This window comes from Nitrospira sp. NS4 (assembly GCF_049546785.1).
Lineage (GTDB): Bacteria > Nitrospirota > Nitrospiria > Nitrospirales > Nitrospiraceae > Nitrospira_D.
The window spans coordinates 320881-345945 of the sequence record NZ_JBMWAN010000004.1 but is presented as its reverse complement, the minus strand read 5'-3'; the positions used below and the strand labels follow the sequence as shown (position 1 = coordinate 345945).

Annotated in this window: 24 protein-coding genes and 1 pseudogene; 21 read left to right on the top strand and 4 right to left on the bottom strand. The window is 60.7% G+C overall.

Going from position 1 to position 25065, the window contains the following annotated elements; translation table 11 throughout:
- Positions 1 to 71: 71 nt before the first annotated feature.
- Complete coding sequence (locus ACO9S2_RS13495; RefSeq protein WP_423722900.1) at positions 72 to 2372, bottom strand: hypothetical protein; 2301 nt, start codon at positions 2370 to 2372, stop codon at positions 72 to 74.
- A 36-nt stretch (positions 2373 to 2408) separates the two neighbouring features.
- On the opposite strand from ACO9S2_RS13495, the gene ACO9S2_RS13490 reads away from it, so the two are divergent.
- Positions 2409 to 4142 (top strand): hypothetical protein, encoded by a 1734-nt coding sequence (locus tag ACO9S2_RS13490; RefSeq protein ID WP_423722899.1) that lies wholly within the window; start codon positions 2409 to 2411, stop codon positions 4140 to 4142.
- Between the two features lie 534 nt (positions 4143 to 4676).
- On the opposite strand, the gene groL is transcribed toward ACO9S2_RS13490, so the two are convergent.
- The 3 genes from groL to ACO9S2_RS13475 form a co-directional block, all read right to left on the bottom strand.
- The gene (groL, locus tag ACO9S2_RS13485; protein ID WP_423722898.1) at positions 4677 to 6314 is read right to left on the bottom strand and encodes a chaperonin GroEL; all 1638 of its coding nucleotides are present in this window, start codon (positions 6312 to 6314) and stop codon (positions 4677 to 4679) included.
- Positions 6315 to 6354: 40 nt separating this feature from the next.
- Positions 6355 to 6654, bottom strand: coding sequence for a GroES family chaperonin (locus ACO9S2_RS13480; protein ID WP_423722897.1), 300 nt, complete (start codon positions 6652 to 6654; stop codon positions 6355 to 6357).
- 266 nt (positions 6655 to 6920) lie between these two features.
- Positions 6921 to 7925 carry a sigma-70 family RNA polymerase sigma factor gene (locus ACO9S2_RS13475; protein WP_423722896.1) on the bottom strand — a complete coding sequence of 335 codons (1005 nt, stop codon included), beginning with the start codon at positions 7923 to 7925 and terminating at the stop codon, positions 6921 to 6923.
- A 130-nt stretch (positions 7926 to 8055) separates the two neighbouring features.
- Between ACO9S2_RS13475 and ACO9S2_RS13470 the strand changes: the two genes are divergently transcribed.
- The 20 genes and pseudogenes from ACO9S2_RS13470 (at position 8056) to ACO9S2_RS13375 (ending at position 24910) form a co-directional block, all read left to right on the top strand.
- Positions 8056 to 9252 carry an MFS transporter gene (locus tag ACO9S2_RS13470; RefSeq protein ID WP_423722895.1) on the top strand — a complete coding sequence of 399 codons (1197 nt, stop codon included), beginning with the start codon at positions 8056 to 8058 and terminating at the stop codon, positions 9250 to 9252.
- 126 nt (positions 9253 to 9378) lie between these two features.
- Positions 9379 to 10587 (top strand): bifunctional 3,4-dihydroxy-2-butanone-4-phosphate synthase/GTP cyclohydrolase II, encoded by a 1209-nt coding sequence (locus ACO9S2_RS13465; protein ID WP_423722894.1) that lies wholly within the window; start codon positions 9379 to 9381, stop codon positions 10585 to 10587.
- Positions 10588 to 10738: 151 nt separating this feature from the next.
- Positions 10739 to 11197 (top strand): annotated as a pseudogene (gene ribH, locus ACO9S2_RS13460) (6,7-dimethyl-8-ribityllumazine synthase); the annotation flags it as partial.
- Between the two features lie 80 nt (positions 11198 to 11277).
- A complete protein-coding gene (nusB, locus tag ACO9S2_RS13455) occupies positions 11278 to 11730 on the top strand; it encodes a transcription antitermination factor NusB (RefSeq protein ID WP_423722893.1) in 453 nt (150 codons plus the stop codon).
- A 145-nt stretch (positions 11731 to 11875) separates the two neighbouring features.
- Positions 11876 to 13216, top strand: coding sequence for an adenylosuccinate lyase (purB, locus tag ACO9S2_RS13450; protein WP_423722892.1), 1341 nt, complete (start codon positions 11876 to 11878; stop codon positions 13214 to 13216).
- On the top strand, positions 13213 to 14004 hold the full coding sequence (locus ACO9S2_RS13445; protein ID WP_423722891.1) for a chlorite dismutase family protein: 792 nt from the start codon (positions 13213 to 13215) through the stop codon (positions 14002 to 14004). The genes purB and ACO9S2_RS13445 overlap by 4 nt, the downstream gene beginning before the upstream one ends.
- 23 nt (positions 14005 to 14027) lie before the next feature.
- Positions 14028 to 14732, top strand: coding sequence for a phosphoribosylaminoimidazolesuccinocarboxamide synthase (purC, locus tag ACO9S2_RS13440; protein WP_423722890.1), 705 nt, complete (start codon positions 14028 to 14030; stop codon positions 14730 to 14732).
- A 152-nt stretch (positions 14733 to 14884) separates the two neighbouring features.
- Positions 14885 to 15103, top strand: a complete 219-nt coding sequence (locus ACO9S2_RS13435; RefSeq protein WP_423722889.1) for a hypothetical protein — start codon at positions 14885 to 14887, stop codon at positions 15101 to 15103.
- A gap of 174 nt (positions 15104 to 15277) precedes the next feature.
- The gene (gene purS, locus ACO9S2_RS13430) at positions 15278 to 15517 is read left to right on the top strand and encodes a phosphoribosylformylglycinamidine synthase subunit PurS (protein ID WP_423722888.1); all 240 of its coding nucleotides are present in this window, start codon (positions 15278 to 15280) and stop codon (positions 15515 to 15517) included.
- 117 nt (positions 15518 to 15634) lie between these two features.
- Positions 15635 to 16333 (top strand): phosphoribosylformylglycinamidine synthase subunit PurQ, encoded by a 699-nt coding sequence (purQ, locus tag ACO9S2_RS13425; protein WP_423722887.1) that lies wholly within the window; start codon positions 15635 to 15637, stop codon positions 16331 to 16333.
- A gap of 49 nt (positions 16334 to 16382) precedes the next feature.
- A complete protein-coding gene (locus ACO9S2_RS13420) occupies positions 16383 to 16715 on the top strand; it encodes a hypothetical protein (RefSeq protein WP_423722886.1) in 333 nt (110 codons plus the stop codon).
- A 38-nt stretch (positions 16716 to 16753) separates the two neighbouring features.
- Positions 16754 to 18994: a phosphoribosylformylglycinamidine synthase subunit PurL gene (purL, locus tag ACO9S2_RS13415; RefSeq protein WP_423722885.1), complete on the top strand. Its 2241-nt coding sequence runs from the start codon at positions 16754 to 16756 to the stop codon at positions 18992 to 18994.
- Between the two features lie 24 nt (positions 18995 to 19018).
- Complete coding sequence (purF, locus tag ACO9S2_RS13410) at positions 19019 to 20449, top strand: amidophosphoribosyltransferase (protein WP_423722884.1); 1431 nt, start codon at positions 19019 to 19021, stop codon at positions 20447 to 20449.
- A gap of 54 nt (positions 20450 to 20503) precedes the next feature.
- Positions 20504 to 20824, top strand: coding sequence for a PilZ domain-containing protein (locus ACO9S2_RS13405; RefSeq protein ID WP_423722883.1), 321 nt, complete (start codon positions 20504 to 20506; stop codon positions 20822 to 20824).
- A 145-nt stretch (positions 20825 to 20969) separates the two neighbouring features.
- On the top strand, positions 20970 to 21503 hold the full coding sequence (locus ACO9S2_RS13400; RefSeq protein ID WP_423722882.1) for a peroxiredoxin family protein: 534 nt from the start codon (positions 20970 to 20972) through the stop codon (positions 21501 to 21503).
- A gap of 119 nt (positions 21504 to 21622) precedes the next feature.
- Positions 21623 to 21862, top strand: coding sequence for a hypothetical protein (locus ACO9S2_RS13395; protein WP_423722881.1), 240 nt, complete (start codon positions 21623 to 21625; stop codon positions 21860 to 21862).
- A 104-nt stretch (positions 21863 to 21966) separates the two neighbouring features.
- Entirely contained in the window at positions 21967 to 22560 is a 594-nt protein-coding gene (locus tag ACO9S2_RS13390) for a hypothetical protein (RefSeq protein ID WP_423722880.1), read from the top strand.
- Positions 22561 to 22572: 12 nt separating this feature from the next.
- Positions 22573 to 23397, top strand: a complete 825-nt coding sequence (locus tag ACO9S2_RS13385) for a tetratricopeptide repeat protein (protein ID WP_423722879.1) — start codon at positions 22573 to 22575, stop codon at positions 23395 to 23397.
- Entirely contained in the window at positions 23394 to 23831 is a 438-nt protein-coding gene (locus tag ACO9S2_RS13380; RefSeq protein ID WP_423722878.1) for a hypothetical protein, read from the top strand. Before ACO9S2_RS13385 ends, ACO9S2_RS13380 begins: the two co-directional genes overlap by 4 nt.
- Positions 23828 to 24910, top strand: coding sequence for an SAM-dependent methyltransferase (locus ACO9S2_RS13375; protein ID WP_423722877.1), 1083 nt, complete (start codon positions 23828 to 23830; stop codon positions 24908 to 24910). The genes ACO9S2_RS13380 and ACO9S2_RS13375 overlap by 4 nt, the downstream gene beginning before the upstream one ends.
- The last annotated feature ends 155 nt before the right edge of the window (positions 24911 to 25065 follow it).

The following is a 25065-nucleotide window of genomic DNA, read 5'->3' as shown; positions in this document are numbered from 1 at the left end:
CGGATGGGTGGTAGGTATTGGTCTCAAGTCGATTACGAGGGAGGTTTGCTGCAGGGCGGAATGTTTTCCAGTCACACCTTCCCGAACATCTTCTCAAAGAACTCCCTTGCCAGCTTCATGTGCCCGTCAATATCCGTCTGCAAGTGTTTCGCTCCTGCCTGCCAATCGTCCGTCGTGTAGCCGACGCGGCGGGCGAGGAAGATGAACTCGTCTGAGTCGGGGGGCGGGAGGACGAGGTCTTTGGTGTTGCCCCGCACCATGCGGAGGCCGTCGATGAGCATGCGAATGAACAGGTAGGCTTTGCGGAGGCTCTCCCCGGTTGCGCGGGGGATGAGGCCCGCTTCGACGAGCGCGGCGAGGGCCTGAAGCGTGTTGGGCGTGCGCAGGCTCTGGTGCCGATGGCCGTGCATGACTTGCAGGTATTGCACGGCGTACTCGATGGTGACGATGCCGCCGTGGCTGTGTTTGAGGTTGAGCTTCCCCGGCTCGACGAGCTGGGCGATCTGCTGGCGTCGCAGGTCCAGCGCCAGGGCCAGATCCCAGGGCGCTCCGCTGTAGACGAACGTATCCCGATGGGCTTCGACCTGCTTGCCCAGCGAGGCGTCGCCCGCGATATGGCGGAGCTTGATCAACGCCTGTCGCTCGAACGGCGCGGCTTGTCCGCCGGCGCTGTAGTACTTGCACACTTCCTCGAACGCATTCGCCAGCGAGCCTTTCCCGCCGTGGGGACGCAGGCGGACGTCGATGTGGAAAATGCCTTCCTGTTTCGCCTCGATCCATTGCAACAGTTCCTGCGCGAGGCGCTCGAAGTATTCGCTGTTGTCGATGCCCTGCTTGCCGCTGGTCCGTCCCGCTCCGCCATAGACGAAGAGGACTTCGATGTCCGAGGCGTAGCCCATCTCCCGCCCGCCGAATTTGCCGGCGCCGAGGATGGCGAAGGGGCAGGGTTTTTTGTTCGCGAGGCGGGGCGCTCCATAGAGCTTGTTCAGCTTGGCTTGGCAATCGGCCAGGCTCCGCTCCACGATGACTTCCGCCAGCTGGGAAATGGCCAGCGAGAAGTCCGGGAGGCTGGTCGTCGGTTCCACGATGTGCTTCATGTCGATCCGGAACAATTCCCGATCCTTGAATTGGTTCAGGGCCTCTTTGCGCGCGTCGTCGGTCTTGGCCTTGGCGATCACCCGGTTCAATTCTTTGCGCAGGGTGGCCTGCGGCTTGATGAGCGGGGCGTCGCGGTATTCCGTGAGCATCGGCAGGAGGTTGTCGTGCTGGCGGCGGAGGAAGTCTTCCCACAGGAAGTCGCTCGCGCCGAGCAGCCGCGCCAGGATCGGAAACGTGCGCTTGTCGCTCAGAAAGTCGAGCGCCTGGCTCTTGGCCTTCTTGCCGGTGTCCTGCACGATGAGGTCGAGGAACTGGTCGAACGATTCGAGCGCCTTGGCCGGGTCGGGCGCCCAGGTGAGGGCGTGGGTGAATTGCTTGATCAGCACGGCGGTGAGGCGCAGTTGCTCCTGTTCGGCGGTGTCGAGCAACTTCTGCCCGTAGCGATTGCGGACGTGAAAGCGGTCGTGCAGCTTCGTGCCGTCGTTTTCGAACTGGGCCTTGGCAATATAGATGTTGCGCATCGCCAGGGCATTGGCGAAGGCGTAGAGGAAGGCCGGGGTGTCGTCCGAGCGGATGTCCATAATGGTGTCCGTCGGAGACTGGCTGTTGTCGAATGTGATGTGCACGGTGTGGAGGAGGCCGGTGAAGGCGCTCCGCTGTTTGCCCAATCGCTCGACCAGTCGGCGGTTCACGTGTTGCCGGGCCTCTTCGAACTGGCTGTTGTCCAGCAGGCGGATCATGCCGGTCAGCGCCTGGGTGAGCGCGGTCTGTTCGACGGCGGAGAAGCGTTCGCCGCTGACAGGATGCACCAGGAACACATCGACGATCTTCTTGCGGCTGAGGCCGGGGCGGCTTTGGGGGCGCCTGGACGGCCAGGTTGTCGCCCTCGCGGCCGGCGCGGCCGCCGCGTCGACGAAGGTGTAGATGCGTCCTTCTTCGATATTCAGGCCGAAGGCGGAGAGCAGGCCGCAGATGGTGGCGAACTCGGAGAAATAATCGTACGCGACGATGCTGAGTTCGATGTGCTGATTGCGCCCCGGCCGGACCGACAGTTCACAGGGATGGTCCGGTGTCAGCCTGCTGGCCAGCTGGACGTGGTGCGCAATGGTGACCGGCGGGAAGCGTTCAAAGTATTCGGCGTCCATCCGCGAGACGAAATCGCGGAGGACGTCGTCTTCGACGGCGGGACAGAGCGGATGCAGCGTGGAGAACAGCGATTCGCGTGACCGGTCGAGATCCGCCATGGGGCGCAGTATACCTGAACTCGGCTTCATTGTGTGAGCCGGAGCCGGTCAGTATAATGCCCGCGTATGACACGCGCCCGGAACGTCTCGTTTGTAAAACCCAGTGTCGGTCCTGCACTGGTGCGGCCAGTCGGACCTGATCCGACTCCGCTTATTCTCGCGTCCAGTCTGGAGCCGGGGCAGTTGGAGGCGACACTCCGTGCGTACAATATCCAGCGCGTCAAAGAAGCGGACGCCAATCTGCAAGCCATGGCGGGGGAGCCGCATCACCGGCGGCAGCTGGCCGCGATTCTGGCGCTCCTGCTGGACTCCGTCAGCCGGACCGCCGATCCCGATCAGGCCTTGAACCACTGGGAGCGGTTGCTCTCGAACGTGTCGCGCTCGTCCTTTCTCGAATATCTCCGCAGTTCTCCCCGCATGCTGGATCTGGTCTGCACCATCTTCGGCAACAGCGACTCGCTGGCCTTTACTCTCATCCGCGATCCGATGCTCATCTATTGGCTGGCGGAGCAGGAGGTGCTGTCGAAGCCGCCGACCAGGGCCGGTCTGGAAAGGGCCATTCAGCAGCAGTTGGGTCAGTTGACGGCCTCGGAGCTCAAGCTGGATGCGCTGCGGCGATTTCGCCGGCGTGAAATGCTGCGCATCGGCGTGCGCGATGTACTGAAGCTGGCCGATGTGCCGGAGACCACCGGCGCCTTGTCCGATCTGGCTTCCGTGTTGATCGATGCCGCTTATCGGGTGGTGGATGCCGATTTGCAGGTCGAGCATGGCACCCCCATGCATAAGAACCGGGAGGGGAAATGGGTGGAGACAGGTTTTACCGTCATCGGCATGGGTAAGCTCGGGGGGCACGAGCTGAACTACAGCTCCGACGTCGACGTGCTCTACATCTGCGAATCCCATGACGGGGAGACCAGAGCCCCGAAGCGAAAGGGCGCGCGAGCGGCCGGGAAACCGGTCACCCCCATCTCCAACGAAGAGTACTTCGAACATCTGGCCCGGCGCCTGACCAAAGCCATTTCCGAGCAGACGCACGAAGGCTATATTTTCCGGGTCGATCTGCGTCTGCGGGCCGAGGGGTCGGTCGGGCAGTTGACCCGCTCGCTGGAAGACTACGACAAATACTACCGGACCAGAGGGGTCGTGTGGGAACGGCTGGCGCTGTTGAAAGCCTGGCCGATCGCCGGTTCAACGGACGTCGGCAAAGCCTTTCTCCGCACGGTCAAGCCGTTCATCTTCGGTTCGGCCTCGGCCAAGCCGGATTTGGAAGGGGCGCTGGCGATTGTGCGCGATGTGCGGGCCGTGAAGGACATGATCGATGCGAAGATGGCCGATCGCGGCCACGAACGGCGGAACGTGAAGCTGGGCGTCGGCGGCATCCGCGAGATCGAGTTCTTCGTGCAAACGATTCAGGTATTGGCGGGCAAGCGGCTTCCGGCGCTGCTCGACCGCAGCACGCTGGGCGCGTTGAAGCGTTTCGTCCGGCTCAAGCTGATTTCCGCCAAGGACCGGGATGCCCTGACTGCAGCGTATGTTTTTCTCCGTGACGCGGAGCACAAACTGCAGATGGTCCACGATCTGCAAACCCATTCCCTCCCGGATCAGGAGGAGGAACTCGAACGCTGCGCCATCCGCATGGGCTACACAGGTATGGATCGCTCCGCCGCCCTCAAGCACTTCCAAGCCGACCACGCCGCCCATACCGCCGTGGTGCATGAGCTGTTCCGCGCTTTTTTTGAGAGTCCCAAGTCGTCCGCGGTTTTTAAGGCGACGCTCCGCGCGATGGGCCCAAGAAGCTAGGTTTCAAACAGTCCGCAGATTCAAGACCGGCGGGCCGCTCGTTGGCGTATTGCATGTCGCGTTCGCTGGCCAGCAAGAGGTAGGCTTCTCCCCATTGATTCGGGCTTGCGAGGGTCCACGCCTCGTCGGGTTGGATCGGCCTGAACCGGAGCCCGTAGAGCCCTCCGTAAATCAAGTAGGCCAATCTGCTCCAGAATCCTCCACGAGCTGCGCGTAGGTCGGACAGGCTGGTGCGGATGCATTGTCACTCCTGCCTGTGACCCAGTACCACTCGCCGGCGGGATTGCGGTCATAAGTCGAATTTAAAGAACCGGTCGCGTGTGCCCGGCTTCTTTGAATCGCGCAAAGATACTCGCCTCGCAATTTTCGTTGGATCCCACTTCGACGATCATGGGAGCTCCTCGCAGCCGTCGGGGGCGTCACAGATGCGGGTGCGCGCAGTGGTCACAAAACACGAAGGGCCCGACGGTTTCCCGCCGGGCCCTTCGCTGTTCACTCCGAGCTATCGGCTATTCGCCAGCAGCTCAGTGTGTCTTAGTACATCCCTTCCATGCCGTGGCTGTGGCCTGCGTGGCCGCCGGCGGCTTCCTTCTTCTCTTCGGGGATGTCGGTGATCATGACTTCGGTGGTGAGCATCAAGCCCGCCACGGAGGCCGCGTTCTGCAGGGCGCAACGCGACACCTTGGTCGGATCGATGATGCCGGCCTTGATCATGTCCACATATTCTTCCGTCGCCGCGTTGTAGCCTGAGCTGGTGTTCTTGTCATTGCGCACTTTCTCGACAATGACGGAACCTTCCATGCCGGCGTTGATCGCGATCTGGCGGATCGGCTCTTCGAGCGCGCGGCGGATGATGTTCACACCCACCTGCTGTTCGGGCAAGAGCTTGAGGGAATCCAGAGCGCTGATGCAGCGGAGGTAGGCCGTGCCGCCGCCGGGGACGATGCCTTCTTCCACGGCCGCCTTGGTCGCGTGGAGGGCGTCCTCGACGCGGGCTTTCTTTTCCTTCATTTCGGTCTCGGTCGCGGCGCCGACGTTGATGACGGCCACACCGCCGACGATCTTGGCGAGGCGCTCCTGGAGCTTCTCGCGATCGTAGTCGGAGGTCGTCTCTTCGATCTGGGCCTTGATCTGCTTCACGCGGGCTTCGATCTTCTTCGGGTCGCCGTAGCCTTCGACGATGGTGCTGTTGTCCTTGTCGATGGTCACGCGCTTGGCGCGGCCCAGGTCCGTGAGCTTCACGTTCTCGAGCTTAATGCCGATGTCTTCCGAGATCACCTGGCCGCCGGTGAGGATCGCGATGTCCTCCAGCATGGCCTTGCGGCGATCGCCGAAGCCCGGGGCCTTCACGGCCGCCACGTTCAGGGTGCCGCGCAACTTGTTGACCACGAGGGTCGCGAGGGCTTCGCCTTCCACTTCCTCGGCGATGATCACGAGGGGCTTGCCCATCTTCGCGACCTGCTCGAGGACCGGGAGGAGGTCCTTCATGCTGCTGATCTTCTTTTCATTGATGAGGATGAGCGGTTCTTCGACGGAACATTCCATCCGCTCGGCGTTGGTCACGAAGTAGGGGGAGATGTAGCCGCGATCGAACTGCATGCCTTCGACGACGTCCAGCGAGGTGGTCATCGACTTGGCTTCTTCGACCGTGATCACGCCATCCTTGCCGACCTTCTCCATCGCTTCCGCGATGAGGTCGCCGATGGTCTTGTCGTTGTTGGCTGAGATCGTCCCGACCTGGGAGATTTCGGTCTTGTTCTGGCAGGGCTTGCTGAGCTTCTTCAACTCGCCGATCACGACTTCCACGGCCTTGTTGATGCCCCGTTGAATTTCCATCGGGTTGGCGCCGGCGGTGATGTTCTTCACGCCCTCGCGGAAGATCGCCTGGGCCAGCACGGTGGCGGTGGTGGTGCCGTCACCCGCGGTGTCGCTGGTCTTGCTGGCGACTTCGCGGACGAGCTGGGCGCCCATGTTCTCGTACGGGTTCTTGAGTTCGATTTCCTTGGCAACGGTCACGCCGTCCTTGGTAATGGTCGGGGCGCCGAACTTCTTGTCGAGAATGGCGTTCCGGCCCTTGGGGCCGAGGGTCGCCTTGACGGCGTCCGCCAGCTGGTTGACGCCCTTGAGAATCGATGCGCGAGCCGCCTCGCTATACAGTAGTTGCTTGGCCATGTGGTTCCTCCGTTAGTTCAGTCGTCGTCTTGTGAGTCAATTAGCTGGTGAAGATGCCGAGGATATCTTCTTCCTTGAGGATCAAGCACTCTTCGTCCTCGATCCGGAGTTTGCTGCCGGAATACTTGTCGAACAGGACCTGGTCGCCGACCTTGACGTTTTCGACCTTCTTGCCCACGGCCTGGACCACGCCACGCTGCGGCTTTTCCTTCGCGGAATCCGGCACATAGATGCCTCCAGCGGTCCGCTCCAGTTCCTCGGTGTAGGTGACAAACACCCGGTCACCCAGGGGCTGGAAACCCTTGGCGACGTTCTTCTTGTCCTTCTCTGCAGTGCTCATAACAGACCCTCCTCGTGCGATGAATAAACTTGGTAAACGTTGAAACGATTGAAAAGCGAGTCACACTTGTCGGCTAGACTGTCGCCGTCCGCGCTCGCAGACGCACGCTCCCGTGCAACACAGAGGGAGAGATAGCCCGAGGCCGGTCCAAGTCAAGGGGGACGAAAAGAAATTCTTTCACCAACCAGAAGATTGGACAGAGGGAATCATAACTCGTTGAGTTTCCTGAACTCTAGTGGCCAGGGCCTGGCAGAGACGAAAAAGAACTAGGTTCTCAGACGGTCGAAATCCTTCACTTCCTGTTTGATGTATTCCCGTAACCGTTTGATGATACGGGCCTCGATCTGGCGGGTCCGTTCTTTTGTAATCCCGTATTTGTCCCCCAAATCGTCGAGCGTGAGCGGGGTTTCGGAGAGGAGCCGGTTACGGAGGATGTCTTCTTCCCGCTCATCGAGGGTTTTGGCGAATTCGGCCAGCTTCTTTCGGAAGAGGGTCCGCAGTTCATTATCCGCAATCAGTTCGTCCACCCCCGATTGTTGAGAAGGAATGACATCCAGCAGGGTGCCGTCCTGCTCCTCGCCGATCGGTTGATCCAGCGACAGCTCCCAGTTCCCCAGCCGCTGGTCCATCTCGATCACGTCGCGTTCGCGGACGTTGAGCCGGTCTGCCAGGAGCTTGGTATCCGGGGCGAACCCTTCCCGGGCGAGTTTCGCCTTCTCTTTCTTGAGATTGTAGAAGAGCTTCCGCTGGTCCTGCGTGGTCCCGATCTTTACGAGGCGGAAGTTATTCAAGAGGTAGCGGAGAATATAGGCGCGTGACCACCAGGCGGCATAGGCGTAAAAACGCACGTTCTTCTTGGGGTCGAATTTCTTGATGGCCTGCATCAGGCCGACGTTGCCCTCCTGGATCAGGTCCATGTGGTCGGCGCCGGTGTGGAGGTATTCGGAGGCGATGGCGACGGAGACCCGCAGATTGGCCATGATGAGTTTCACGGCGGCTTCGCGGCTGCCGTTCACCTGATATTCATGGAAGAGAAGGAGTTCTTCTTCTTTCGAGAGATAGGGATAGCGCCGGACTTCGGCCAGATACTGTTGCAGGGTGGTGACCGGGACGACGGCATGTTCGTCGGCCGGCTGGCGTCCGTCTGATGCCGGGATATCCAGCACGACCGGCGCCGCCTCGGCCTCCACAACCTCGTCGTCGGACGGTTCGAGGATTTCCGGTTCCAGCGCGTCGTCTGTCTCGTCCTGTGAAGGGTCGCGGCCACTCATATAGGAGTCTGACTATAGCAGAACCGCCCTGAGGGACAAAGGCTGTCTCTTGGCAAATACCTGGCCGCACTTCCCTTGCGCCCAAGAAAGCGGCTCCCCTATAGTGACCAGTTCAATCGGAGGCCGGTACGTGTACGATGTCTGGCAGATTCTGAGAAGCGGCCACTGGCCCACGCTCGTCGGCGCCTGGCTGCACCTGACCGTGAGTTTTATGGTGTGGCTCTTGATCGGCGCACTCAGCCTCTCAATGGGCCGTGCGCTGAACCTTGCCGAAACGGACTTGGGGGTTCTGGTCGCGTTGCCGCTGCTCGGCGGGGCGGTGTTGCGTGTGTGGGGTGGATGGAGTTGCGATTGGTTCGGAGCCAAAAAGACGGCGGTGATGATCCTGATCGGGGAGTGGGCGGTGCTGCTGTGGGGCTGGCTGGCCGATCCTTCATTGGCCGGTCTCTGGGGAATCGCTCTTGCGCTGGGCCTGGGTGGCGCCAGTTTCGCGGTTGCCTTGCCCTTAGCCGGGCAGGCCTACCCGCCATCCTCGCAGGGGTTAGTATTAGGGCTGGCGGCGTCCGGAAATATCGGCACGGTGCTGGTGTTCTTTTTCGCGCCGCGGTGGGCCGAGATGTTGGGGTGGCAGCAGGTCTTCGGGGTCATGGCTGGAATTGTGACGGCGACCCTCGTGTTGTTCGTGCTCCTGGTCCGTGACGGAAGGCTGGGAGACCGGCACCGTCGCGATGTTGAATGGTGGCATCATGCCGCCGGGCTCATCCGGGAACGGTCGGCCTATTGGCTCTGCTTTCTTTATGCCATTACGTTCGGCGGCTTTGTGGGGTTGTGCAGCCTCTTGCCGGTCCTGCTCCATGAGACCTACCAACTTGACGCGGTGGCAGCAGGATCGGTGGCGGCGCTTTGCGGCCTGGTCGGCAGCGTGATCCGTCCGCTCGGCGGTTATGTTGCCGACCGGCAAGGTGGGGCGCAGACGCTCTATGTTGTTTTTCCGGTCCTTATCGGGTCAGTTGTAGCCGTGACCAGCCCCTCGCAGACCATGGCGATGGCGATGATGATCGTCACGATCGGGGCCATGGGGTTTGGCAACGGGGTCGTATTTCAGATGGTGGCCGAGTGGTTTCCCAGGCAAATCGGGCTGGCGTCCGGCCTCATCGGGGCGGTCGGGGGGCTCGGCGGATTTCTCTTCCCCTTGGGGGTGGAGGGGCTGAAAAGCCTGACCGGCAGCTATGACTTAGGCCTCTGGTTCTTTGCCGGGCTGGGCGTCTGTGCCTGGGGAACTGTCTTCATCGGCCTGCGCACCGGGGGATTCACCCGCTCATCCTGATGCTATTTCCCCGGTTGAACATCGGGGGCAAAAAAGGGGGCAAAAAAACAATGTTAAATGGTCGATGTTAAATGATAAATTGACCGTTCATTGCATATTCACCATTGAACATTCGGCAGCGGAGTTATGGCCAGTCCATTCAATAGCATCCAAGACGCGCTCAAAGACATCCGGAAGGGCAAGTGCATCATTCTCGTCGATGACGAAGATCGAGAGAATGAAGGCGATCTTGTCATTGCTGCGGAAAAAGTCACCCCGCAAATGGTCAACTTCATGGCCAAACACGCGCGGGGGCTCATTTGTCTGGCACTGACGCCGGAACGGGTCGAAGAACTGCAGTTGCCGCCGCAGGCCATTGAGAATACGGCCACGTTCGGCACGGCCTTCACCGTCTCCGTCGATGCGCGGAAAGGGATCACCACGGGGATCTCCGCGGCGGACCGCGCGACGACTATTCAAGTGGCGGTCGATCCCAAGGCCAAGCCCAGCGACCTTGCGCGGCCGGGCCACATCTTCCCGCTGAAAGCGCAAAAGGGCGGGGTGCTCAAGCGGGCGGGACAGACGGAGGGATCCGTCGATCTGGCCCGGCTCGCGGGGCTGCAGCCGGCCGGCGTGATCTGCGAAATTATGAACGAAGACGGGACGATGGCGCGCGTGCCGGAGCTGGCCAAGTTCGCCAAGATCCACAAGTTGAAGATGGTGACGATCAAGGCGCTCATCGAATACCGGATGCAGCGCGAGACCTTCGTCAGGCGGGCGGCGCAGGCGCATCTGCCGACGATTTTCGGTGACTTCGAAGCCGTGGCCTTTGAAAACGAAGTGGACGGCGCCACGCATATCGCGCTGGTCAAAGGCAAGGTGGATACCGGTGAGCCGACGTTGGTGCGTGTCCATTCGGGGTGCCTCACGGCGGACGCGCTCGGTTCGCTCCGGTGCGATTGCCGGGATCAGCTCCATCGCGCCATGCAAATCATCGAGGCCGAAGGCCGCGGCGTGTTGCTCTATCTGAATCAAGAGGGCCGGGGCATCGGTCTCCTCAATAAACTGAAGGCCTACGGATTCCAGGATGAAGGCAGCGACACGGTCGAGGCCAATCTCAAGCTGGGGTTCAAAGCCGACTTGCGGGATTACGGCGTCGGGGCGCAGATCCTGGTGAATCTGGGCTTGCACGAGATCAAGCTCATCACCAACAATCCGCGGAAGATCGTGGGCATCGAAGGCTATGGGTTGAAGGTCGTCGAACGCGTGTCGATTGAGATCGCTCCCCGTGCCGCGAATGTGCGGTATCTCCGGACGAAGAAGCAAAAGCTCGGGCATCTTCTCAAGAAAGTGTGAGTGTGGGCCAACTGGGCAGCCCTCTTGCTCGCCCAACGCGCACGCACAATCCATAGGATGTCTATCGAGAAGGGCGGTGCTCGTTGGATGCGCGCAGTTGAGGGCAGCCCGGTTGGCCCAGTTGAAGTGATAAAGGGGATCGAAGGTAGGCATGAAACTCCGAAAAGGTTCTCAGGATGCGACGGGGCTGCGATTCGGGATCGTCGTCGCAAAGTTCAATAAATTTGTCACGAGCAAGCTGCTGTCGTCCTGCATCGAAGGGCTGACCAAGCACGGAGCAAAGGCCGAGGAAATCGATGTGGTGCGGGTGCCGGGGGCGTTCGAGATTCCGCTGGTCGCGCGGCTGCTCGCCAGGTCAGGCCGGTTCGACGCGGTGATTTGTCTGGGCGCGGTCATTCGCGGCGACACGCCGCACTTCGACTATATCAGCGCGGAAGCCAGCCGGGGTATCGGTCAGGCCATGCTCGATACGGATATTCCCCTCATCTTCGGCGTGCTCACGACGGATACGGTGGCGCAAGCGATCGAGCGCGCCGATCCGGTCAAGTTCAATCGGGGCGGCGAGGCGGCGAAGTCGGCCATCGAGATGGCGACGGTGGTGAGGCAGCTCAAGGCGCTGGCGCCGGAGGCGGCCCCGGTGAAGCCGGCGCCGCGCCCGAAACGCGCCGCGCGAAAGCGTGGGCAGTAGCGATGGGATCACGCCATGAGGCACGCGAGCGGGCGTTGCAGATTTTGTTTCAGTACGACATCCACGGCAAGAAGGGGCTCTGGCTCGATGAGTTCTGGAAGCCGCTCAATGTGGATGAGGAGACGAAGGCGTTTGCCGAGCGGCTGGTCTCAGGGGTGCTGGAGAAACAGCGTGACCTGGATGCGCTGATGGGGCGGTACGCGACGAACTGGAAGGTCAGCCGCATGCCGATCGTCGACCGCAACATTTTGCGCGCGGGGCTCTACGAGCTCTTCTGGATGGATGACGTGCCGGCGAAGGTGACGATGGACGAAGCCGTCGAGCTGGCCAAGAGTTTCGGCGACGAAGAAGCCTCGAAGTTCGTGAACGGGATTCTGGACAAGGTGTTGGCGACCGAGCCGAAGCTGGAGCTGAAGCGCGCGACGCCGGACAAGCCGGTTTGGAACAGGCGATGAAATTGGATTTAGCGGCTGCTCAAAAAGGCCTCCAGCGAGGCCGCAGGGAGTGTGGAGCCCGAGGCGTACCTGGAAGGTACGTTGAGGGATGCGCACGAGCGAGAACAAAGCTGCAGGGCTTTTTCAGCAGCCGACAGGAGGTATCGTGATCGAGCGGTATACGCGCCCGCAGATGAAAGCCATCTGGGACCTCAAGCATAAATACGAAATCTGGCTGGAAGTGGAGTTGCAGGCCTGCGCGGCATTCGAACAGGCCGGTCAGGCGCCTCGCGGCACCTCCGCGAAGATCCGCAAGAAGGCCAGGATCAATGTCGAGCGGATCGCCGAAATCGAGAAAGTCACGAAGCACGATGTGATCGCGTTTCTCGAGTCGCTGATGGACACGGTGGGGCCGGAGCATCGCTTTCTGCACATGGGGCTGACCTCGTCCGACATCGTCGATACCTCGCTGGCGGTGCAGATGACGGAGGCGCTCGATCTGATCCTCGAAGGACTCGAAGGACTTATCGATGTGCTCAAGAAGCAGGCGCTGCGCCACAAGATGACGGTGATGGTCGGCCGCTCGCACGGGATTCATGGCGAGCCGATCTCGTTCGGCTTCAAGCTGGCGATCTGGTACGAAGAGTTCTGCCGGCATCGGGAGCGGCTCAAGGCCGTCCGGCAGGAAATCGCCGTCGGCAAACTGTCCGGCGCGATGGGGACCTTCGCGCACCAGGGGCCGGAAGTCGAAGAATTCGTCTGTGCCAAGATGGGGCTGACGCCCGATCCGGTGTCCAATCAAGTGGTGCAGCGGGACCGGCATGCGGCCTATGCCGCGGCGCTGGCGCTGCTGGCCGCCAGCATCGAGAAGATCGCCGTCGAAGTCCGGCATCTCCAGCGGACCGAAGTGCTCGAAGCGGAGGAGTTTTTCTCCGAAGGGCAAAAGGGCTCGTCCGCCATGCCGCACAAGCGCAATCCGATCGTATCGGAGAACCTCTGCGGTCTCGCCCGCCTGGTGCGCGCGAACAGCCTGGCGGCGATGGAGAACGTCGCGCTCTGGCACGAGCGGGATATCAGCCATTCCTCGGTCGAGCGGGTCATCATGCCGGACAGTACGATCCTCATCGACTACATGCTGGCGAAGGTGACCGATCTGATGAAGGATCTGGTCGTCTATCCCGCGAACATGCAGCGCAACCTCGATCTGACCGGCGGCCTGGTCTATTCGCAGCGGCTCTTGCTCACCCTCGTCGAAAAGGGGGCGCAGCGCAAGGAGTCCTACGAAGCCGTGCAGCGGAATGCGATGGCTTCCTGGAAAGGGGCCGGCGATCTGCAGGAATTGGTGAGTCAGGACCCCTTCATTTCGCACCATCTGAAGAAGGGCGAAATTGCCGCCTGCTTCGATCCGAAATATTATCTGCGCCATCTCGACCAGATTTACCGCCGGGTGTTTTCCCGCCGGACGGCCAAGGCCGCCAGCGTTGGGAGACGAGGAGGACGACGATGATGGATGGTTGGCGAGGGGTTGTGACGGCCTGTGTCCTCTTCGCGCTCGGCTGTGTGACGGCGATGCCGGCTATTGCCGCTGATCGGGACAAGCTGCTGAATGAACCCGGCGTGTACGGCACCTTTGCCGCGTTCCGGTTCGACGCCGACTGGGGCAAGCTGGATCAGGCGACGAGAATCGCGCATCTGACCTCATTCAAAGGGGTGGTCGAGCAGCATCGGGAAAAGCTGGCCATCGACACGTACCTGCTTCGGGGATTGTCCGACCACGCCGATTTTCTTCTCCGGGTGCACGCGACGGAATTGAAAGACACGCAACAATTTCTGGTAGATCTCCAGAACAGCCCCTTCGGCAAGCATGTGACGAGCGTGGTGGTCTTCAACGGGCTGACGAAGAAGGCGAACTATGTGCCGGGCTTTTCCGAACAGCTGAAGTCGGATCTCAAAGCTCCCAGCGAGTCCGGCCCTTACGCCATCGTCATTCCGATCCGCAAGGATACGGAGTGGTGGTTGCTGCCTCAAGAGAAGCGCGCGGCGATGATGCAGGAACATACGGAAGCGGCCTTGCCCTACCACAAGACGGTCAAGCGGAAGCTCTACCATGCGACCGGTCTCGATGATTTCGATTTCATTACCTACTTTGAGACGGCCAAGCCGGAAGATTTTCATTCCCTCGTCTTGGCCTTAAATAAAGTCAAAGAAGCCAGGCACAACCGGCGGGTGGGCAATCCCACGTTGGTGGGGACGGTGTGGTCGCTGGATCAGTTGATCGAAGTGTTGGCGCAGTAGCGCTGGAATCGCGGGAGAGGCTCATGACGACAGGGACCCTGCTCTACGAAGGCAAAGCCAAGAAGATTTTTACCGCCGAACGGGCGGACGAGGTGGTGCAGTATTTCAAGGACGACGCGACGGCCTTCAACGCCCAGAAGCGCGGCACCATCGTCGAGAAGGGCATCATCAACAACAAGATCTCAGAACGGCTCTTCGCCCTGCTGGAAGAGGAAGGCATCCGGACGCACTTTGTGAAGCGGGTGAGCGACCGGGAAATGCTCACGAAGAAAGTGACCATTGTGCCGGTCGAGGTGGTGGTGCGGAACATTGTCGCCGGCAGCCTGGCGAAGCGGTTGGGGCTCAAAGAGGGCGACGCCATCGAGCCGGCCATCGTGGAGTTCTATTACAAAAACGACGCGCTGGGCGACCCGCTCGTGAACGACGACCATCTGCGACTGATGAATGTGGCCACGCCGGCGTTGCTGAAGGATTTACGCGAGTTGGCGCACAAGGTGAACGCGGTGTTGAAGCCGTTCTTCGCCGGCCGGAAAATGCAGTTGGTGGACTTCAAGCTGGAGTTCGGTGTCTTTCATAACAAGCTGGTGCTGGCCGACGAGATTTCCCCGGATACCTGTCGCCTCTGGGATATGTCCACCGGCGAGTCGATGGATAAGGACCGGTTCCGCAAAGACATGGGCAGGATCGAAGAAGCCTATCAGGAAGTGCTGAAGAGGGTATGCGGGTGAGACGGGCTTGCCGCGCTTCTTGCTCGCGCCCCGCGCATCCCGGACTCTATTAGAAACGAGATTGTGGGAGATGCTCGGTGCATGCGCGCAAGGAAGCGCATCAAGCCCGTCTCACCCGCGAAGGGTAAGGGGAGACAAAAGAGGAGAAGAGGGTGAAACGGTTCGTCATTTTTGTGCGCGACAACGGCCCCATTATATCCTTGGGGATCGGGACGACGTGCGTGGCGGCCTTTGCGGTGCTGACGGAGTCCATGCTGCATAGGTTGGGCTTCATTGCCTTGACCCTGTTGGGCGTGGGGCTGATGGTGGGCATCACCTGGGCCCGGAAGCACATGACCGAATTGTCGAAGCCGCCGGACACTGGAGCGTAGGGAGGGGCGAAGCGCGTGTGCATGGCCCTGTGCTCGCTGCCCGCGCACACAAGAATTGATGTGAGACGAAATTAGGGGCGGTGCTCGGTCAATGCGCGCAGCGGGACCATGCACACGCACTTCTCAGGAAAATAGGGATAAGAAGAGTAAGGGCAAGAAGCAGAGAGGGACGGTATGAAAGCCAAGATTCATGTGACGTTGAAGCAGGGCATTCTGGATCCGCAGGGGAAGGCGATCGAGCATGCGCTCGATTCGCTCGGGTTCAAGAACGCGGCGAATGTCCGGGTGGGCAAGTACATGGAAGTGGATGTGAATGAAACGGATAGAGCCAAAGCTGACGCGCAAGTGAAGCAAATGTGCGAGAAGCTCCTGGCGAACACGATCATCGAAGAATACCGGTATGAATTGCAGTGAGGAGTGACGGGTGATGAGGGACGAGTTGAAGATTGGCTCCGGGCCGGAACAATTCAATCTGAGTACTTCTCACGTGCGCATCACTGATCACCCATCACGCATCACGAGGATGTGGTCATGAACGTCGGCGTCATTGTTTTCCCGGGCAGCAATTGCGATCACGATTGCCAGCACGTGTTTCAGGAGGTGCTGGGGCAATCGGTGCAGATGATCTGGCACAAGGAGACTTCGCTCAAGGGGGTCGACCTGGTCGTGATCCCCGGCGGGTTCTCCTATGGCGACTATCTTCGTACCGGCGCGATCGCTCGATTCTCACCGGTGATGGGGGCGGTGCAGGAGTTTGCCAAGGATGGCGGCGCCGTCATCGGCATCTGCAACGGGTTTCAGATTCTGCTCGAGGCGGGGCTGCTCCCCGGCGCGATGCTCCGGAACAAGTCTCTCCATTTCATCTGCAAGGATGTCTACGTGAGGGTGGAGAATGCGGCCACGGCATTCACCGGTGCGTGCAATCCCGGCCAGGTGTTGAAGATTCCCGTGGCCCATGCGGACGGCAACTACTACACCGATCCGGTCACCCTGGCGGCCATGCAGGCCAATGCGCAAATTGTGCTGCGTTACTGCACCCCGGAAGGGAAAGTCACGCCGGGGGCGAACCCGAACGGTTCGCTCGACAACATTGCCGGGATCATCAATCCAGAGGGCAATGTGCTCGGGATGATGCCGCATCCGGAGCGTTGCGCGGAAGATGTGTTGGGAAATAGGGACGGGCGGCTGATTTTCGAATCGTTGTTTAAGGCTATGAAGGTTAAGGTGTGATCGAAGCGGGATCGTTTTATCTGGCGTCAATTGTTATGCGGAGGTCGGCATGATGCGGTTCGTTGTGGCGGGGCTTGTCGCGGTCATGATGTTGACGGGCCTGTCGGCTTGGGCGGCCGATGAGGATGGGACTCAGATCAAGATCGTGAGTCCTGAAAATGGGGCGGTCGTGAGGGGCGATGCACTTGAACTGAAATATGAACTGGCGAAAGGCCAGCATGCGACTCATGCCCACGTGTATCTCGACGGGCAATATCAGAAGGAATTCCCCGGGACGTTCAAGGGCCTGACGCCGGGCAAGCATGAAATTAAAGTCGTGGCCGCCAATCATGACCACAAGACCCTCGCCGCCGAAGCATCGGTGACGATCGAGGTGCAGTAATCATCTCGTGGTGTGATGGCCAATAGAGGAATTTGTCGATGTCGCTTGTTATCACGAAAGAGTTGATTGCCCAGCATAATCTCACCGACGACGAATACAAGAAGATCGTCGAGATCTTGGGGCGTGAGCCGAATTTGACCGAGCTGGGCATGTTCTCCGTCATGTGGTCGGAGCATTGCTCCTACAAGTCGTCGCGCGTGCATTTGAAGAAGCTGCCCACGACCGGGCCGCGCGTCATCCAGGGCCCCGGTGAGAATGCCGGCGTGGTGGATATCGGCGACGGGCTGTGCGTGGTCTTCAAGATGGAGTCGCACAATCATCCGTCGTTTATTGAACCCTATCAGGGGGCCGCGACGGGTGTGGGCGGGATTCTGCGCGATGTGTTTACGATGGGAGCGCGGCCGATTGCCTTGCTGGATTCGCTGCGGTTCGGCGGGCTGGACACGGCGAAGAACCGCCACATTGTGAAAGGCGTCGTGGCAGGGATTGCCGGTTACGGCAACTGCATGGGCGTGCCGACGGTGGGCGGCGAGATCGTCTTCAACGATATCTATTCCTTGAATCCGCTGGTGAACGTGTTCTGTCTGGGCATCGCGCGCAAAGACAAGATTTTCCTCGGCACGGCGGCCGGCGTCGGCAATCCGGTGATCTATTTCGGCTCGAAGACGGGCCGCGACGGGATTCACGGCGCGACGATGGCGTCCGATTCGTTCGACGACACGTCGGAGCAGAAGCGGCCGACGGTGCAGGTCGGCGATCCGTTCCAGGAAAAGCTGCTTCTGGAAGCCTGTCTCGAATTGATGGCGAACGATCTCCTCGTCGGGATTCAGGACATGGGGGCGGCCGGGCTGACCAGCTCGTCCTGCGAGATGGCTTCGCGGGCGGGGAACGGCATCGATCTGGATCTGACGCATGTGCCGCGCCGCGAGCCCGGCATGACCCCCTATGAACTGATGCTGTCAGAGTCGCAAGAGCGTATGTTGATGGTGGCGAAGGCCGGCAAGGAAGAGGACTGCATCCGGATCTGCAAGAAGTGGGATCTGGATGTGGCGGTGGTCGGCAAGGTGACGGGCGACGGCATCTTGCGCGTGCTGGACCAAGGCAAGGTGGTGGCGGAAATTCCGGCCAAGGCCCTGGCCGACGAGGGACCGCGCTATGAGCGGCCCTATTCACCCCCGGCCTATCAGGACATGCTGACCAACCTGAATTACGACGCCATGCCCGATGTGAAGGACGCGAACGCGGCGTTGCTGGCCTTGCTGGAGTCGCCGACGATCGCGAGCAAGCGCTGGGTGTACGAGCAGTACGATCACATGGTGCGGACCAATACGATGGTCCGTCCGGGGTCTGACGCGGCGGTCGTGCGGATCAAGGGGACGAACAAGGCGGTGGCGATGACGGTGGATTGCAACAGCCGCTATTGCCTGTTGCATCCCTATGAAGGGGCGCGGCTCGCGGTGGCGGAGGCGGCGAGGAATCTGGCCTGTTCCGGGGCCGAGCCGATCGGGCTCACGGACTGTCTGAACTTCGGCAATCCCGAGCGGCCGGACATTATGTGGCAGTTCGTGCTGGCGATCGAAGGGATGAAGGATGCCTGCGAGCATTTCAAGATTCCCATCGTGAGCGGCAACGTGAGTTTCTACAATGAGACGAACGGGCTGTCGATCTATCCGACGCCGATGCTGGGCATGGTCGGGCTGATCGAATCGGCCGATCAGACCATGACGCAATGGTTCCGGGAAGACGGCGACGACATCATTCTGCTCGGTGCGACGCGGGAGGATCTGGGCGGCTCTGAATATCTCAAGGTCATGCATGCCCGCGAGCAAGGGTCTCCGCCGTACCTGAATCTGGACACGGAGCAGGCCGTCCAATCCTGTGTGTTACAATTGATCCGTGCCGGGCTCGTACGATCCGCGCATGATTGCTCGGATGGGGGATTGGCTGTGGCGTTGGCGGAATGTTGCCTGTCAGGTCCTGACCGGCCGCGCGGCGCTGTGGTACGATTAACCTCCGGCAGCCTGAGAAAAGATGCGCTGCTGTTCGGGGAAAGTCAGTCGCGTGTCGTGGTGTCCGCCAAGCCGGCGCAGCGGCAGGCGATTCTGGATCATGCCAGGGGGCTGGGCGTCCCGGCGGCGGTGATTGGCGCGGTGGGCGGGGCGTCGCTGGTGATTCATCTGGGAGAGGGGCAGGCGGCGACGAACACGGTCGATGTGCCGGTGGAGACGCTCGCGGATCGCTGGGGTTTTTCACTGGAGCGGACGCTGAATCAAGCCTGATCTGGCTCGTAGGCTCATAGGACCATGACGAAAGAATTGCCTCTCATCACACCCGACAAATTTCACGACGAATGCGCCGTGTTCGGCATTTACGGCCATGAGGAAGCGGCAAACCTCACGTATCTGGGCCTGTATGCGCTTCAGCATCGCGGGCAGGAGGCCTCGGGCATCGTGTCCGGAGACGGAGAGCAGTTCCGGGTCCAAAAGGGGCTGGGGCTGGTCGCCGACATTTATCACAAGTCGGTGCTGGACAAGCTGCCCGGTCACATGGCCATCGGCCATAATCGCTACTCCACCTCGGGCGGCAACGATTTGAAGAATGTGCAGCCGCTGATCGTCAACTTCGCCTTCGGGAATCTCGCCCTCGCGCACAATGGGAATTTGATCAACGCGCAGTTCCTGCGCAACGAGTTGGAAGCCTACGGCGCGATCTTTCAATCCACGTCGGACACCGAAGTCATCATTCACCTGATCGCACATTCCCGCGCCAGCACGTTTCTGGCGCGTGTGATGGATGCGCTGAACCAGGTGAGGGGCGCCTTTTCGATCGTCCTGATGACCGACAACGGGTTGATCGCGGTCCGGGATCCGCACGGGTTGCGGCCGCTCTGCCTCGGGCGCGTGCGGGGAAGCTGGGTCGTTGCATCCGAGACCTGTGCCTTCGATTTGCTCGATGCCGAGTACGTGCGTGAAATCGATCCGGGGGAGTTGGTGGTGATCAGCGACCAGGGCATCGACAGCCACCGGCCCTTTCCCAAGGTCGATCCGGCCATGTGCGTGTTCGAGTATGTGTACTTTGCCAGGCCGGACAGCCGGATCTTCGGCGCGAACGCGGTGTACGCGACGCGCAAGGCGCTGGGGCGCCAGCTTGCGCAGGAGTCGTGGGTGCCGGCCGATCTCGTGATTCCGGTTCCGGACTCCGGCGTGCCGGCGGCTCTTGGGTATAGCGAGGGCGGCGGGGTTCCCTTCGAGACCGGGTTGATTCGCAATCACTACGTCGGGCGGACATTCATCGAGCCGGAGCAGTCGATCCGTCATTTCGGGGTGAAGGTGAAATTGAACGCGGTCCCCGAAGTGCTGTACGGGAAGCGCGTGGTGGTGGTGGACGATTCGCTGGTTCGGGGCACGACCAGCCGGAAGATTGTGAAGATGCTGCGGAACGCGGGCGCGAAAGAAGTGCATATGCGCATCAGCTCTCCTCCCATCGTGTCGCCCTGTTTTTACGGCATCGATACGCCGACGAAGAAAGAGCTCATCGCCTCCAACCATTCGATCGAAGAAATTCGCAAATACATTACGGCCGATTCGCTGGCCTATCTCAGTCTCGACGGCATGCTGAAGTCGGCCCCCGGTGTGCCGAGTCAGTATTGCAACGCCTGCTTCACGGAGAAGTACCCGATCGCCTTTACCAGGGCGGAAGAGCTGCAACTCGGTCTCTTTGAGCCGTCACGCTGAGCGGAGGGTGTGCGAGGGGGCCATTGCTCGCGGCCTCAAGGGAGGGACAGTCGAATGCAGTCAAGAGGTCGGGAGCGAATCGGCGTGGACTACCCCGTGACCATCTATGGGGAACAGGGGAGCGGGGACGGCATGCTCAGCAATCTGACGATTACCGGCGGGGAGATCGACGGCCCGCTTGATGTCGCCGTCGGCCAAACACTCCGGATTCACATCCGTCTGACTGGGGCGCGGAATCCTATCGACGTTGCCATGGCGACGGTCCGCTGGAAACAAGACTTCCGCTTCGGCGTCGAGTTCGTCCGGTTCGAGGGGAATGCCAAGGCTCAATTGCAAGACATGCTCAATCAGAGCGATGCGTCCCCGTCTTCCTGAAAACGTCCGCCCTCACGGTTGCCCCTGAAAATTTTCGCGTGCTAGGATGACGGCGGACGTGCTGACTGTCCGGTGCTGCGTTTGAGTTGCGAGCGCGTTCTCGGGGCTCAGGACTGAGTACGGCTCTGGAAGAAAGGAGGCTCTGATGAAACGGGTCCTATTCATACTTGGTGCACTGCTGGTCCCGGTGTTTGCCGCGCACCTCGTGCTGGCGGCCGGGTTCTTCAAGGTCGGTGAAAAGGCCCCCTCGTTTACGCTGACCGCGATCACCGGTGAAACGGTGTCGCTGGATGCCTACAAGGGAAAAGTCATCGTGCTCGGCCTGTTTCATATCTGTGATCCCTGCATGATGCAGGGCTCGACCCTTCAGAAAGTCTCGGAGATGACCAAGGGGAAAGAGGTGACGGTCATCGGCGTCAACTCATCAGGCAATTCCAAGAAGGATGTCGGAGAGTTTTTGTCGGCCTTTCCGGTGAAGGTGACCTATCCGTATCTGCTCGATCCCGGGAAGGTGACGGATAAGCTCTACGGCGGCGGCAAGTTCATTCCGAACGTGTATGTCATCGATCAGAACGGCATTATCCGCTGGCAACGGGTCGGGAATATGGATCTTGCCGGAGCGGACGTGATTACGGCGGAGGTTGAAAAGTTGTTGGCGGGCGGCGGGAATAAGATGTAAGAGGCGCGTCAGCCAGCGTCCCGCTGTGTGTGGAACGCGCACGATGACGCGGTGCTCGTTCGACGCGCGCATCCCGGGATGCCCTGGTCGCCACGCCGGGTGGGTGAGGGGAGAACAGAATGGATGAAATGGAAGCCGGCAAGCAGAAATTCCTGGATCTGGTGAAGGGGGTGGACGGGGCCGTACAGGTCGTGATTCCCGTCACGCCGTCGAACAGCATGTTTCTGATCTCGCTCACCAAGGGGCCGAACCGCAAATTTATTACCGTGCCGGAAGACGACATCCTGGACCTTCCCAACGAAGCCGGCATTCTCGCCAAAGTCACCAAGACCGTCAAAGACGCGGTCGCGGGTCTCTGAAACAGCGCGATGAGCGGGACAAGCGTGAAAGGCGGGAACGCGATGCGCATGAAGATGAACGAATGCTCTCGGGCGAGTCTCGTATGGCTTGCAGGACGATCGGTATGAAGCCCCTTCTACCCGGCGTCTGGCAGTGGTCCTGGTTTTCCGATGAGAAACAGCTCGACTTCAACGGTCTGTTTCTCACGGTGGGCGAGCATAAGATTCTCGTCGATCCGCCTCCCATGACCGCGGAGGCCGGCACCTTCATTCGCAGAAACGGGCCGGTGGATTATCTCATCGTGACCAACCGCGACCATGTGCGCGAGGCGGCGACGGTCCGGACGGAATTCAAGTGTCAGGTGTTTGTGCCGGAGGCCGACGCGGCGCAGATGGAATTACAGCCGACCAAAACGTTCAAGGATCAGGAACTGCTCCCCGGCGGCATTTGGGTGATCCATCTGAAGGATCAGAAGTCTCCCGGCGAGTCGGCGCTCTTCATCCCGCAGGGCAAGGGGGCGCTGATTCTCGGCGATGCGCTGATCGGCAAGCCGGCCGGCGCCTTGTCGATGTTGCCGGCGGAGAAATACGCGGATCGTGAGAAGGCGAAAGAGGGGTTGCGCCGGCTGCTCAAGTATCAGTTCGACGCGGTGATCGTCGGGGACGGCACGTCGATCATGAGCGGTGCGAAATCGGTCGTGGAACAGGCGCTTCAGTAAAGGGCTCGTCGCATGGCGTTACGAAACGGTCTCTCAGAAGAATTGAACCGCCAGGGGAACGAGCATTTTTCACGCGGGTTCTACACGGATGCGTACACCTGTTATGCCAAGGCGCTCGAATGCGACCGGCTGACCGGCGATCAGCGGGCGATGGCCGCGACGCTGGGCAATCTCGGCAATATCTGCGCGGTCAGCGGCCGGCGCGAATCGGCGCAAGCCTATTATCAGGAAGTGCTGGAATTGCAGAAGATCCTCGGGGATGAAAAGGGGATCGGGACCACGCTGGCGAATTTAGGCAATCTCCGGGCCGATGCCGGGGAGTGGGATCGCGCACGCGCCTACTACCTGGAAGCGTTGGATCTCATGACCAAGGCGCATGATGAAGCGGGGAAGGCGGTGCTGTTTTCCGACCTCGGGCTGGTCGCGCGGGAGACGGGGCAATTCGATCAGGCGATCCAGCATTACGAGCATTCGCTCGTGTTGATGAGACGTCTGGGCAATCAGGGCGGGGTGGCGGATGCCTGGCGCATGATCGGCCGGACCTTCCTGATTCAACAACGGTACGACGATGCCATTGCCTGTTGCCAGACAAGCCAGTCCATCGCCGAGCGATCGCGCGACGAACTGCGCGCCGGCGGCGCACGGTATGTGCTGGCGCAGTGTTATGAGGAGATGGGCCGCTTGCAGGAAGCCGCCGACCTGCTCGATCAGGTGGTCTATATGGACCGCAAGTATGAGCTTCCCAAGCTGGAAGAAAACACCAAACGCCTGGCGGCGCTGCGGGCCCGGTTAAATGGTTCGGCCACGCCTGCTTCCCGTCGAGAGACCCACGCATGACCGATCCAGTCTCGTCCTCATGGACGCCGCTCAAACAGTCGCTCTGTCAGGCCTTCCCCCAACTCGCTGAGTTGGAGCCGGGCGGACCGTTGACGATGGATCTCGGTTCCGACGGCTGGTTGTACGAATTGACGCCGGACGGGCGGGTGCTCTGCCAGTACGGGATCGCCATGGACGATGTCAAAAGCCTGATGTCGGACGGGACCACCGAGGATCTGGGGACAGACGAATTGGCCAAGCAGGCCAAGTACTTTATCCAGCCTGCCGTCTCGAAATACCGCCAACTACTCTTACAGTCAGGGTTTTCAGAGCAGACGGACATGAACGATGACTTTGTGGCCGTGACGTTCGAACGCACGGTCGATATCACAAACCCCGCCGCGGTGCATTCCCTCACCACATGGTGCGTGCGGACGATCGGACGATCAGGATGAGCGAACGTTCGAAGTTCACGCCTCTCACGACGTTCGAGGAATTTCGCGATGCGGTCTCGGCCTATCGGCTGCCGCGTATTCTCCTGGCAGCCCTGGATCTGGACCTGTGTACGGTCATCGGGGAGCGGCGCTGGACGATCCCGCAGTTGGCCAAAAAGCTTGCCGTGAGCGAGCGTGGGCTCTCCATCCTGTGCCGCAATCTGGCGATGGCCGGTGTCCTGGTCAAACAGGGCGAGTCATACCGGAACAGCCGGCTGGGCGCGACCGCCTTGAATGCCGGGCATGCGGCCTATCGGGGCGATTATCTCGATCTCATCAAGAGTCATTGGAAGGACTGGTGCCGCCTGGACGAGTCTGTGCGAACCGGGCGCCCGCTGGATCATGACGAGCCGGAAGAGCCGGATTACCGGAGGCGGTTTACCTGGGCGATGCATCATCGGACGCTTGAAACCGCGCCGAAGATTGCGGCGCAGATGGACTTACGCGGAGCCGCCACCCTTCTGGATCTCGGTGGCGGACCCGGCACCTACGCGCTGGCGTTTCTTGCTAAGAATCCTGGGTTGCGCGCAGCCGTGGGGGACCGTCCGGCCGCGCTGGAGGTTGCCAGGCAAATTGCCGCCACGCACAAAGCCGGAGCCCGGCTCAGCTATGTGCCGCTCGACTTCACTCATGAATCTATTACAGGCACCTACGATATCATCTGGTATTCGAACGTGCTGCACATCTATTCGCCGGAGATGAACCGGGCGATTTTCGGGCGGGCGTTGGCGGCGCTCAATCCCGGCGGCCGCCTCCTGATCCAGGATGCCTTTTTGCACGATCGCGAGGGACTCAATCCCCCCGACGCGAGTCTCTTTGCGGTCTCCATGCTGCTGTTCACGGAAGAAGGGAACACCTATTCGGCGGCGGACACGACGAACTGGCTGAAAGACGCCGGGTTTGGACGGGTCAAGGTGTTGCGTCTGAAGCGGGGGACGGAGGACTGGGAGGACGGGATCCTGGAGGCGGTGGCGCCAGGGAAACGTCCAGGAACGCGCGCCCGCCGAACGCGATCACGAGGAAGTTCAACAGCCCGCTGAATCCGCTCGTCGCCAGCATGGCCAGCGTCGGCTGGTCTTTGGTGATCACCTGCACCATCGTCGACAGGTCGAGCGCCAGCCCGACGGTGCTATAGATCACGCTTGCCATCAGGGCCCATCGAAATCCCAGCCGGACTGTCACCACCAGTCCAATC